General features: G+C 61.2%; 9 protein-coding genes. 2 read left to right on the forward strand and 7 right to left on the reverse strand.

All coding sequences use genetic code 11. From position 1 onward, the window contains the following. Positions 1–23: 23 nt before the first annotated feature. From J2Y86_RS25510 to speB, 4 genes are all read right to left on the reverse strand, one after another. Positions 24–1,403 carry a sodium:solute symporter gene (locus tag J2Y86_RS25510; protein WP_253438017.1) on the reverse strand — a complete coding sequence of 460 codons (1,380 nt, stop codon included), beginning with the start codon at positions 1,401–1,403 and terminating at the stop codon, positions 24–26. A 190-nt stretch (positions 1,404–1,593) separates the two neighbouring features. Next, positions 1,594–3,105: a purine-cytosine permease family protein gene (locus J2Y86_RS25515; protein WP_253438020.1), complete on the reverse strand. Its 1,512-nt coding sequence runs from the start codon at positions 3,103–3,105 to the stop codon at positions 1,594–1,596. Between the two features lie 54 nt (positions 3,106–3,159). Further along, complete coding sequence (locus J2Y86_RS25520) at positions 3,160–3,582, reverse strand: YybH family protein (RefSeq protein ID WP_090181403.1); 423 nt, start codon at positions 3,580–3,582, stop codon at positions 3,160–3,162. A 9-nt stretch (positions 3,583–3,591) separates the two neighbouring features. Then, positions 3,592–4,542, reverse strand: coding sequence for an agmatinase (gene speB / locus J2Y86_RS25525; protein WP_017337107.1), 951 nt, complete (start codon positions 4,540–4,542; stop codon positions 3,592–3,594). Between the two features lie 300 nt (positions 4,543–4,842). Between speB and J2Y86_RS25530 the strand changes: the two genes are divergently transcribed. Both J2Y86_RS25530 and J2Y86_RS25535 read left to right on the forward strand, forming a co-directional pair. Further along, positions 4,843–5,736: a LysR family transcriptional regulator gene (locus tag J2Y86_RS25530; protein WP_253438025.1), complete on the forward strand. Its 894-nt coding sequence runs from the start codon at positions 4,843–4,845 to the stop codon at positions 5,734–5,736. Positions 5,737–5,740: 4 nt separating this feature from the next. Further along, the gene (locus J2Y86_RS25535) at positions 5,741–6,337 is read left to right on the forward strand and encodes a tRNA-uridine aminocarboxypropyltransferase (protein WP_253438029.1); all 597 of its coding nucleotides are present in this window, start codon (positions 5,741–5,743) and stop codon (positions 6,335–6,337) included. A 143-nt stretch (positions 6,338–6,480) separates the two neighbouring features. Here J2Y86_RS25535 and J2Y86_RS25540 read toward each other — a convergent pair whose 3' ends face one another. The 3 genes from J2Y86_RS25540 to J2Y86_RS25550 are packed head-to-tail and all read right to left on the reverse strand — an operon-like array spanning position 6,481 to position 11,383. Then, positions 6,481–7,836 carry an HlyD family type I secretion periplasmic adaptor subunit gene (locus tag J2Y86_RS25540; protein ID WP_253438032.1) on the reverse strand — a complete coding sequence of 452 codons (1,356 nt, stop codon included), beginning with the start codon at positions 7,834–7,836 and terminating at the stop codon, positions 6,481–6,483. Positions 7,837–7,846: 10 nt separating this feature from the next. After that, positions 7,847–10,006, reverse strand: a complete 2,160-nt coding sequence (locus tag J2Y86_RS25545; protein ID WP_253438036.1) for a type I secretion system permease/ATPase — start codon at positions 10,004–10,006, stop codon at positions 7,847–7,849. A gap of 18 nt (positions 10,007–10,024) precedes the next feature. Beyond that, the gene (locus J2Y86_RS25550) at positions 10,025–11,383 is read right to left on the reverse strand and encodes a TolC family outer membrane protein (protein ID WP_253438039.1); all 1,359 of its coding nucleotides are present in this window, start codon (positions 11,381–11,383) and stop codon (positions 10,025–10,027) included. Positions 11,384–11,731: the final 348 nt, after the last annotated feature.

Raw genomic sequence — 11,731 nt, forward strand, 5'->3', positions numbered from 1 at the left:
AGCATCAAGTCGTTATGAAAAGCTTAGATGGCACTCGCCACCGGCGCTGGGCGAGGGGACAGCAAGCTCACCACGACAAAACTCACCAGGCCCACGGCCAGGCTGTAGTAGATCGGGGTGTTGGCGTCCATGCCGTCCTTGAACATGAACAACAGCGCGGTGGCGAAGCCCATGCCCATGCTTGCGATAGCGCCGGCGGTGGTGGCGCGTTTCCAGAAGATCGCACCGATCAGCGGGATCAGCATGCCGCCTACCAACAGGTTGTACGCCAGGGTCAGTGCGCTGATCACGTCGTTGACGACCAGTGCGATACCCAGGACCACGAGGCCGGTCAGCAGGGTGAACAGACGGTTGACGCCCAGGCTCGACTGTTTACCGCCGCGCAGTTTCGGCAGCAGGTCTTCGGTCAGGGTGGTGGCCGCGGCGAGCAGGCCGGCGCTGGCGGTGGACATCATGGCTGCCAGGGCAGCGGCGATCACCAGGCCACGGATACCGTCCGGCAGGGACAGTTTGACGATGGCGGCGAAGGCGTTGTTGACGTTGTCCAGGTCCGGGATCAGCACATGGGCAGCCATGCCGATCAAGGCACAGGCCAGTCCGTAAAGGATGCAGTAGAAGCCTGCGAATGTACCGGCGACCTGAGCCACTTTGGCGCTCTTGACGGTGAACACACGCTGCCAGATGTCCTGGCCGATCAGGATCCCGAAGAAGTAGATCATGAAGTAGGTGATGATGGTGTCCCAGCCAATCGTGGTGAAGCTGAAGGCGGTTGCCGGCAGTTTCAGCACCAGCTCATCCCAACCGCCGACGCGGTACAGGCAGATTGGCAACAGGATGAACATCAGGCCCACGGTCTTGATGACGAACTGGACGATGTCGGTCAGGGTCAGGGACCACATGCCGCCGATCGCCGAATAAATCACCACCACGCCACCGCCGACCAGTATCGACAGCCAGAACGGCAGGTCGAACAGCACTTGCAGCACGGTGCCGATGGCCAGGATCGACACCACGCCGATCATCAGTGCATACGCCAGCATGATCACCGCGCTCGCGGAGCGGGCCATCGGGTTGTAGCGTTTTTCCAGCACCTGGGTAACGGTGTAGATTTTCAGCTTCAGCAGCGGTTTGGCGAGGAACAGGTTCAGCGCCACGATCCCGCAACCGAGGGCCGCGCAGAGCCAGAAACCGGAAATGCCATGGACGTAGCCCAGGCGCACGGTGCCGACGGTAGAGGCGCCGCCCAGAACGGTAGCGGCCATGGTGCCCATGTACAGGCTCGGGCCGAGGTTACGACCGGCGACCAAAAAGTCTTCGTTGGTCTTGGCCTTGCGCATGCCGTAGTAGCCGAGTATCAGCATCGCGGCGGCGTAGATGAGTACGACGAATAAATCCAATGCCATGATGGCGTGTCTCCGATTGTCTTTTTTATGGTGAGGCGAAAATCAATACCTGTGGCGCCACCCATCCCTGTGGGAGCGTGGCTTGCCCGCGATGGGGGCGCCGCGGTCTGTCAGGCAGAGCGCGTTATCGTTCATCGCGGGCAAGCCTCGCTCCCACAGGTAATGCGTTGACCACAGGTGATGCGTTTATTCAGGCGACTTGTCGCACCGCCGGCTTACTGAGCGAATCCGTGCCCTTGCTGCGTGGATCATTCGGCCCGAACACCGCTGCCGATTCCGGGAACAGGCTCAGCAATGCCAGGTACACCAGCGAGGCCAGGCCAAGGGTTACCGGCAGACTGATGTCGATGCCATCCGCCAGGTTTCCGAGTACACCCACGAACTGCCCCGGCAGGTTCACAAAGCACAAACCGACCAATGCACTCGGGATCCAGGCACCCAGTCCACGCCAGTTCCAGCCATGGGTGAACCAGTAACGGCCGCCTTTCTCGCCGCGGGTGAACACTTGCAGGTCATCGGGGCAGTAAAAGCCGCGACGTACCAGCAGACCGATGATCATGATCACCATCCACGGGGTGGTGCAGGTGATGATCAGCACGGCGAAGGTCGACACGCTCTGCACAAGGTTCGCCGCAAAGCGTCCGATGAAAATGAAGGCAATCGACATCACACCGATCAGCAGGGTGGCCTTGACTCGCGACAGCACTCGCGGGAACACGCTGGACATGTCCAGCCCGGTGCCATACAGCGAGGTGGTGCCGGTGGACATGCCGCCGATCACCGCGATCAGGCACACCGGCAGGAAGAACCAGCTCGGCGAAACCGCCAGCAGGCCACCGACGTAGTTGTTCGCCGCGATGTAGTCCGGCGCCTTGATCGCGACGATGGTCGCGGTGGCGAGGCCGAACAGAAACGGGATGAACGTTGCGATCTGCGAGATCACCACGGCCGCCATGATCCGGCGCTTGGAGGTGTCACGCGGGATGTAGCGCGACCAGTCACCGAGGAACGCGCCGAAGGAAATCGGGTTGCTCATCGCTACCAGCGCGGCGCCGATAAAGGCTGCCCAGAAGCCCGGTTGACCCATGCTCACGGTGCCGGCGTAGTTCACATCGAAAGGCCCGGCAAACGCGAAGATGCCCAACAGGAACAACAGGCTGGCGCTCCACACCGCGATCTTGTTGACCCACAGCAGGAAGCGGAAACCGTAGATGCACACTGTCAGCACCAGAATCGCGAACAGACCGTAGGCCAGGCCCAGGGTCAGGTCGGTTTCCGGCAGGCCGATCAGGCGTTTCGCACCACCGATCAACGCATCACCCGAACTCCACACCGAGAGCGAGAAGAAGGCGATGGCGGTCAACAGCGACAGAAACGAACCGACGATCCGCCCGTGTACGCCGAAGTGTGCGCCGGAAGACACGGCATTGTTGGTGCCGTTGATCGGACCGAACAGGCCCATCGGCGCGAGGATCAGCGAACCCAGCAACACGCCCAGCACAATCGCGCAGACGCCGGCCTGGAAAGACAGGCCGAACAGAACCGGGAAGCTGCCGAGCACGGCGGTGGCAAAGGTATTCGAACCGCCGAAGATCATCCGGAACAGGTCCGTCGGGCCTGCGGTGCGTTCGTTGTCCGGGATCTGTTCGACCCCGTAGGTTTCAATGTGCGTAAGGCTTTGGTCGTTGTTGTTGTTATTCATGATCTGCTCCGATCATAAAGGCGCGCTCATCGTGTGTGAGCGTCACCTGTTTGGCTAAGGGGTTGGCAGCCCTTCCGGCATTGCGGACAAATGTTCGTGGCAGGCCAGCCATAGGCCTTGTTGTTCTTGGCCAGACGCTTGTTTCTTGAAAACAATCGTCTCGCGTTCCTGGCTGAAGTGTTGCTCCCCTTGCATGCGCAGTTCGGTGGCCACGTCATGGATGAAAATCGCCACGTCACCCTGCAGGCTGACGAAGGCGTTGCTCGAGGTGCACGACAGCACCTCGAAACCATCCTCTGAGCGCCAGGTGTCCCACAACGCCTGATAGGCATCGCGCGACAGCAGAGGCTGCTCGAGGGTGTAGAAGACGAAGCTGGCGTCGGCGCTGAACGCGCCGAAGTAGGCTTCGCGATCGTTACGGGCAAAGGCGGACACCAGATCGGCGGCGGCCTTCAAAACCTGATCACGTTCGTTCATGACCGATCCTCAGCGGTGAACCACGCCAGGCAGTACGCAGAGCATTTCGTACAGCAGGTTGGCGGCCAGCAGTGAGGTGTTGCCGGTGGTGTCATAAGCGGGCGAGACTTCTACCAGATCGCAACCGACCAGGTCGAGGCCTTGGCAGCCGCGAACAATTTCGATCGCCTGAATGGTCGTCAGACCACCGATTTCCGGGGTGCCGGTGCCAGGTGCCCAGGCCGGGTCGATGCCGTCGATGTCGAAACTCAGGTACACCGGACCGCCGCCGACTTTCTCGCGAACTTCGGCCATCAGCGGGGCCAAGGATTTGTGCCAGCACTCTTCGGCCTGAACCACACGGAAGCCCTGGTTTCGGCTCCAGTTGAAGTCGTCAGCGGTGTAGCCCTGCGCACGCAGACCGATTTGCACGACACGGTCCGGGTCCAGAAGGCCTTCTTCGACGGCGCGACGGAAGGTGGTGCCATGGGCGATCTTCTCGCCAAACATGTGATCGTTCACATCAGCGTGGGCGTCGATGTGCACCAGGCCGACCTTGCCGTGCTTCTTGTGGATGGCACGCAGGATCGGCAGGGTGATGGTGTGGTCGCCGCCGAGGGTCAGGGGGATCACATCGTGTTCGAGGATTTTGTGGTAGGACTCTTCGATGATCCGTACGGCATCCAGCAGGTTGAAGGTGTTGATTGCCACATCGCCGATGTCGGCAACCGACAGCGAGTCGAACGGCGCTGCGCCGGTGGCCATGTTGTACGGGCGGATCATCACGGATTCGGCGCGGATGTCACGCGGCCCGAAACGGGTGCCGGGACGCAGCGAAGTACCGATGTCCAGCGGCACGCCTACGAAGGCAGCGTCCAGACCGGCAGCGGTCGGTACATGGGGGAGTCGGAGCATGGTGGCGATGCCGCCGAAGCGCGGCATTTCGTTGCCGCCCAGTGGTTGGTGAAGAATCTTGTCCACGGGTAAGGCCTCATCGTCGTTGTTTTATTTATGTCGGTTGCGCAGGTCCGGGGAGGATCGGGCACCGTTAGGGGCCGATTCTGCGAAATGTAGTGGCCGGGAAGAATCGCTACGGGCAAATACTTAGTTCAGATTTTTCTAAACTAATGAGGGCTGTGGCGATAGACTCCTGATCACCACAATCCCTGTGGGAGGGCTTGCCCGCGATAGCGGTGTGTCAGTCGCGATCATTGTCGATAGGCACTCTCTCTTCGCGGGCAAGCCCGCTCCCACAGGTTCAGTGTTGTTACCGGAGTGCCCATGGCCAACGCTTTACCCGACCTGAAACTGTTGCGCATCTTCGTCAGCGTGGTTCGCCATCAGGGGTTCGCCAACGCCCAGCAAGAGCTCAACCTCTCGACCTCGGCGATCAGCACCTACATGAGCCAGCTCGAGGCGGCCCTTGGCCTGGTGCTCTGCCATCGCGGTCGCGGCGGTTTCAGCCTGACTAGCAAAGGCGAATTGTTCCATCAGGAAACCCTGCGCCTGCTCGGCGAGCTCGAAGGTTTCGAGCAGTACGCGGCGGCGCTGAAGGGTGAGTTGCGTGGCACGTTGAACCTCGGCGTCATCGATTCCACCGTCAGCGACAAGGCCTTGCCCTTCGCCGAAGCCATCGGCGCCTACAGTCAGGAACACCCGGCCGTGCATTTGCACCTCTCGGTGATGAGTCCGTACGAACTGCAACTCGGCGTGCAGGACAACCGCCTCGACCTGGCCATCGGTGCGTTTTCCACGCGCATGAGCGGGCTGGTCTACATGCCGCTGTACCGTGAACAACACTGGTTGTATTGCAGCAGCCGCCATCCGCTGTTCACCGAGCGGCGCATCCCCGAGCAAGTCATCACCCAGCAACGCATGGTCGGTCGCGGTTACTGGAGCCAGGCCGAACTGGCGCGCCACGGCTTCAAACACAGCGCCGCGACCGTGGAAAGTATGGAGGCGCAGTTGATCCTGGTGCTGTCCGGTGCCTACATCGGTTACCTGCCGGAGCACTACGCCCAGGCCTGGGCAGACAAGGGGGATTTGCGCGTGTTGCTGCCGGCGACCTTCGGCTACCAGGCGCCGTTCTCGATGATCATGCGCCGGGGGCGCAGCCGCGAACCGTTGATCCAGACTTTCCGCGATTTGCTCAAAGCACAGCTCAATCAGGTTTGAAACCATGTCCAGAATCCAGTGTGCCCGCTGCCTGCGCCCGCAAACCCATTGCCTGTGCCCGCTGATCCCGAACCTCGACAGTCGCACTCGGGTGTTGCTGCTGCAGCATCCGAGCGAAGTGAACCATGCGCTGAACACCGCGCGGTTGGCGGCGTTGGGGTTGAACAATGCCGAACTGGTGGTGGGGGAGGTGTTCGATGATTTGCCGGCACTGTTGAATCAACCGGGCTACCAGGCGCGGCTGTTGTTTCCTGGCGAGGATGCTCAGCCGTTGCAGGCGTACGCGGCGAATGATCAGCCGCTGCTGCTGGTCGTCCCGGACGGCACCTGGCGCAAGGCGCGTAAAATGCTGCACCTCAATCCGCTGTTGGCGGCGTTGCCCCGAGTGACCCTGGTGGATGGCGGCGTGTCGCGGTATCGCTTGCGCAAGGCGCCGGGACCGGGGGCGTTGTCGACGGTGGAGGCGATTGTGCAGGCGTTGCAGGTGCTGGAAGCACCCGCGAGTTTCGAGCCATTGTTGAGGCCGTTCGAGGCGTTGATCGAGGGGCAGATTGCGGCGATGGGGGAGGCGACCTACCAGAAGAATCACGGCCCGAAATGATTGTTGGTTTCAAGGCCTCTTCGCGGGCAAGCCCGCTCCCACAGGTTCAGAGGCGTTCACCGATTTTGTGTTCGCCGCGGTCACTGTGGGAGCGGGCTTGCCCGCGAAGACGGCGGAACAATCACCAAAGATCCCGCCCCAGACTATCGCTCCCGCATCGCCTCGGTCCGCGCTTTAAGCACCGGTTTCAGCAGATAATCCAGCACACTTTTCTCCCCCGTGATGATGTCCACAGTGGCAACCATCCCCGGAATAATCAGCAGCGGTTTCACATCCCCACCCAAGTGATTTTTATCGGTCCGCACCTGAATCAGATAAAAACTGTTGCCCTTGTCATCCGTAATCGTGTCCGCACCAATCAACTCCAGCTTCGCACTCAGCCCGCCATAAATCGTGTAGTCGTACGCACTGAACTTGACCATCGCTTTCTGCCCCGGATGCAGGAACGCCACGTCCTGCGGGCGCACCTTGGCCTCGATCAGCAGGTTTTCCTCGATGGGCACGATTTCCACCATGTCGCTGCCCGGCTGAACCACGCCGCCGATGGTGTTGACCTTCAGCACTTTGATAATCCCATGCACCGGCGACACCACCGTGGTGCGGCTGACGCGGTCATCGATCGCGATGCTCGACGCGGTGATTTTCGACAGGTCGGTGCGTTTCTCATTGAGCTCTTTCGCCGCGTCCGAGCGGAAGGACTGTTCCGATTCGTCGATCTTGCTTTTGATCTCGTTGATCGCCGATTCGGCACGGGGAATCGCCAGCGTCGTGGCGTTCAGCGATCCGCGAATCTCCACCGCGCTGCGTTTGAGCCGCAGGATTTCCACCGGCGAAACCGCCCCGGTGCCCACCAGCGGCGCGGACATGTTCATTTCCTGTTGCAGCAGCGCCAGGCTGGAACTGAATTGACCCTGTTTCGAGCGGAACTCCGCCAGTTCCTGGGTTTTCTGCCGCAGTTGTTCGGTCAGGGTGCGCTGTTCGCTGGCCAGGCGACGTTGCCGTTGTTCGTACAGCGAACGTTCATCCTCGGCGACTTGCGGCGCTTTGGCGATCACCTCCGGCGACAGCTTGAACGGCCGCCCCTCGGCCTCGGCGGACAGGCGTTCGACCTGCGCAGTCAAGGCATAACGATCGGCCTCGCTTTCACCCTTGTTCGACAGGAACCGCGTGTCATCCAGGCGCAGCAGCGTGTCGCCCTTGTTCACCATTTGCCCTTCGCGCACGAAAATCTCGGTGACGATGCCGCCTTCCAGGTTCTGAATCACCTGAACTTTGCTCGACGGAATCGCCTTGCCTTCGCCCATCGTGACTTCCTGCAACACGGCGAATTTGGCCCAGACCACGGCGCTGATGATCAGCGCGGCGGCGAGCCACACGGTGATCCGCGACCAGCGCGGTGAATCCTGCAACGAAGCGCCGGCGGTTTCCGGCATGAACTCGCTTTCGGCGCTTTTGCTGAAGCTGTCGAAGTAGCCGCGCGAACCTTGTGAAGATGCCATAAGCGGACTCCTAGACAGCCGCAGAGCCGACACGGCCCTTGCGCAGTGCATCGATGACCGCTTCTTTCGGACCGTCGGCAACGATCCGCCCGGTGTCCAGCACCACCAGCCGATCCACCAGGCTGAGCATCGAGGTGCGGTGGGTTACCAGCAGCAGGGTTTTGCCCTGGACCCAGCCGTGAAGTTTTTGCCGCAGGACATCTTCACTGCTGTTGTCCATGGCGCTGGTGGGTTCGTCGAGCAGCATGATCGGCGGGTCGAGCAACAACGCCCGTGCCAGCAACACCGCCTGGCGTTGACCGCCGGACAGCAATTGCCCGCGTTCGCCGACAGGCCGGTCAAACCCTTGCGGGTGTTGACGAGCCAGCTCGGTCACGCCGGTCAGTTCGGCCACTTCCAGCATCCGCGCATCGCTGATGTAACGCGCACCTAGGGTCAGATTGTCGCGCAGGCTGCCGGCCAGCAGCGGCAAGTCGTGGGCGACGTAACCGATCTGTTGGCGCAGGTCGGCGACGTCCAGTTGCCGCAGGTCCAGGCCATCGAGCAGCAACTGGCCTTCCTCCGGTTCGTAGAAGCCCATGATCAGTCGCCCCAGGGTGCTTTTGCCCGAGCCGCTGCGCCCGATGATGCCGACCCGTTCACCGGGTTTCAGGCTGAAACTGATGTTGGCCAGCGCCGGCGCGTTCTGGCCGTTGTAGTGAAAGGTCACGCCGCTGACGTCGAGGGCGCCTTGCAGTTGCGTGCGTTCCAGCGGCCGCTGTCTGGCGTCGCGCTCTTGCGGCAGCGCCATCAGCGCATCGGTGCTTTTCATCGTCAGTTGCGCTTGTTGATAGCGGGTGATCAACCCGGCGATCTGCCCCAGCGGCGCGAGTACGCGACTGCCGAGCATGTAGGTCGCTACCAGCGCGCCGACGCTGAGGTTGCCGGCGATGATGCTGTAGACCCCGGCGACGATGGTCGCCATGCCGGAGAACTGCTGGATGAACAGCGTGCCGTTGGTGGCCAGTGCCGAGAGATTGCGCGCATGACTGTCGAGGCGGGTGAGGGCGCCGTGGGTGCTTTCCCATTTGTGCTGGCGCTCGCTTTCGGCGCTGCAGGCCTTGAGGGTTTCCAGGCCGCCGAGGGTTTCGATCAGCAGGGCCTGGCGTTCGGCACCGAGGGCCAGGCTTTTTTGCACGGTGTCGCGCAGGCGCACCTGAATCACCATCGCAAACAGGATGGTGAGCGGGAACGCCAGCAACGGAATCACCACCAGCCAGCCACCCAGCAGGCCGATCACCACCAGCATCAGCACGGCGAACGGCAGGTCGATCAGGCTGGTCAAAGTCACGGCGGTGAGGAATTCGCGCAGGCCCTGGAAGTCATGAATGCTCTGGGCAAAACCGCCGATGGTCGCCGGGCGCGCTTTCATCGACATGCCGGTGATGCGTTCGAACAGCGTTGCGGACAGGATCACGTCGGTTTTCTTGCCGGCGGTGTCCAGCAAATGCGCGCGAACCACTCGCAGCGCCAGCTCGAAACCAGTGCCGATCAGCAAACCGATGGACAGCACCCACAAGGTCGAAGTGGCCTGGTTCGGCACCACCCGGTCGTAGGTCTGCATCACGAACAGCGGCACCATCAGCCCCAGCAGGTTGATCAGGAAACTCGCCAGGATCGCATCGCTGTACAGCCATTTCGACAGCTTCAAGGTGTCGCGAAACCATGCCTCCACCCGTGGCACCAGCGGCGAGCGCAAGTCTTCGAGCTCATGCCGTGGCCGGGCGAACAAGGCCTGGCCGCTGTAGTTTTCGGCCAGTTCTTCGCGGCTGACCCATTGCTCGCCGCCGTCGGCTTCGCTCGGCAGAATCAGCAAGCGGCCGTCTTCGCCGAAGCGGCGCAGGACGGCGGTGCGGCCGCTGTTGAGGATCAGCAGCACGGGCAGGTTGAGCGCGGAAATGTCGTCCAGGTCCCGGCGTAAAAGCCGCGCCTGCAAACTGGCCCGGGCCGCTGCGCGTGGCAGCAGGTCCAGGCTCAGGCGTTGGTGTGCCATTGGCAGCCCGGCACTCAGGCTGGCGCGACTGACCGTCGCGCCATGAAGTTTGCAGAGGATCAGCAGACCGTCCAGAAGCGGGTCATCGAAGCTCAGCCGCGGATCGACACCGGTATTGCCGGGTTCCATGCTGGTCACATTGATCGCTCCATTGCACTACCTCAATTCAGGCAGACGGGCTTCGTTCTTCACTTCGGTCCGGGCAATCGCATCGGCAGGCAGCACCACTCGTTGTTTGCTCAGCAACTGGCCCATGTTCGCCAGCACGCGGTACATCGAGTACTCCTCGGTGTAGCGCACTTCGGTGTAGCGGCGGTTGGCGTTGTAGAGTTCGTTTTCGCTGTCGAGCACGTCGAGCAGGGTGCGTTGGCCGAGGCCGAACTGGTCCTGGTAGGCCGCCCGCACGCGGGTGGTGGTTTCCGCATATTCGCGGGCGGTTGGCGTCTGTTTCCGCGCGTTGAGCATGGCGTTCCACGCCAGGTGGATGTTCTCGTTGAGCTGGCGCAGGGCGTTGTTGCGGATGTCCATCGCCTGGTTGATCTTGTGCGCATCGGACGCCAGCCGCGCCTTGTCGCTGCCACCGCGGAACAGGTTGTAGTTCATCACGATGCCGACGCGCCATTCGTTGTCGTGGCCTTCTTCCCCGGCCACGTTGTTGTTCGCACCCACCGCCGCCTCGGCGTCGAAACGCGGGTAGAACGGCGACTTGGCGACTTCGTACTGGCTCTCGGCCGATTGCACATCGGCCTGGGCAGATTTCAGGTACGGGTTGTTCTCGACCATGCTCTGCTGTGCGTCTTGAATGTTGGCGGGCAATTCGCCCTTGATCGATGGCAGGGTTTCCAGTTCATCGGGCATGCGCCCGGTGACGGCGTAGAAATTCGCTTCGGCATCGGCCAGATCGACTTCGGCGGTGTCGAGGTTGTTCTCCGCCAACGCCCGACGCGCCACGGATTGATCGGCGTCAGCATTGCTGCCGATGCCGCGCTGAGTACGCAGACCGATCTGGTCGTTGACCCGCAAGTGCGCCTGCAGGTTGTTCTTGGCCAGGGTCACCAGTTCGCGGCGCTTGAGCACTTCGAGATAGACCTCGATGGTGCGCAGGGCCAGGTCCTGCGCGGTGCCCTGGGCGTAATAGGCCCGAGAGTTGACCACGCCTTTGGTGCGCTCGACTTCGTTGGACGTGTTGAACCCATCGAAGAGCATCTGCCGCAAGCGCAGTTCCGACTGGGTGTAGTTCAGGACTTCGGTGTGGTGATTGCCGAAGGCGCGGGTGTTGGTGTTGTCGCTGTACCCGCGCCCGTACGCGGCATTCAGATCAACAGAGGGATAAAAACCGCCCTTGGCAACTTTCACGTCTTCATCCGCCGACAGGCGGCTGTCTACTCGCGAAGCGAGTTCCGGGTGGGTGGCGATGGTGCTCTGGATCGCCTCGGTCAGCGACATGGCTTGAGCCTGAGAAGTGCAGGCCATGGCCAATAGAATCGCACTGCAAACGGGGGTCAATCGGCGCATGGATACCTCTCCCTGAAATCCCAATGGTGCTTATAAGTCGCCAAATATTTGACGGCATTTATGGGTGAAACCGTTTCATACTTGTAACATCAGAGCTAAGAACATTCTCAAAAGAACCTTAGAAGTTTTTCTCATAAGTGTTATGTAAAAAAAAACTTATGCGCTCTGAAAAATCCAGCACATTGTTCAATCCGAAAGCCCTTGATTTATGAGCCTTAGGGAGCTTCTTAAGGGGCGAGAAAAGTTCAATCCACTTATCGATGCAGGGCGAAGAAGTGCTGGAGGGGAGGGACGCGAACGGTTTTTTGGGTGACGGTTTTTTGTCACTTGCTGCTTCAGAACCGTTAC

It is taken from the genome of Pseudomonas migulae, from assembly GCF_024169315.1.
GTDB classification, from domain to species: domain Bacteria; phylum Pseudomonadota; class Gammaproteobacteria; order Pseudomonadales; family Pseudomonadaceae; genus Aquipseudomonas; species Aquipseudomonas migulae_B.

Coding starts and splice junctions, on each gene's coding strand:
- J2Y86_RS25510 (WP_253438017.1), bottom strand. CDS start 1,403: ATGGCATTGGATTTATTCGTCGTACTCATCTACGCCGCCGCGATGCTG.
- J2Y86_RS25515 (WP_253438020.1), bottom strand. CDS start 3,105: ATGAATAACAACAACAACGACCAAAGCCTTACGCACATTGAAACCTAC.
- J2Y86_RS25520 (WP_090181403.1), bottom strand. CDS start 3,582: ATGAACGAACGTGATCAGGTTTTGAAGGCCGCCGCCGATCTGGTGTCC.
- J2Y86_RS25530 (WP_253438025.1), top strand. CDS start 4,843: ATGGCCAACGCTTTACCCGACCTGAAACTGTTGCGCATCTTCGTCAGC.
- J2Y86_RS25535 (WP_253438029.1), top strand. CDS start 5,741: ATGTCCAGAATCCAGTGTGCCCGCTGCCTGCGCCCGCAAACCCATTGC.
- J2Y86_RS25540 (WP_253438032.1), bottom strand. CDS start 7,836: ATGGCATCTTCACAAGGTTCGCGCGGCTACTTCGACAGCTTCAGCAAA.
- J2Y86_RS25550 (WP_253438039.1), bottom strand. CDS start 11,383: ATGCGCCGATTGACCCCCGTTTGCAGTGCGATTCTATTGGCCATGGCC.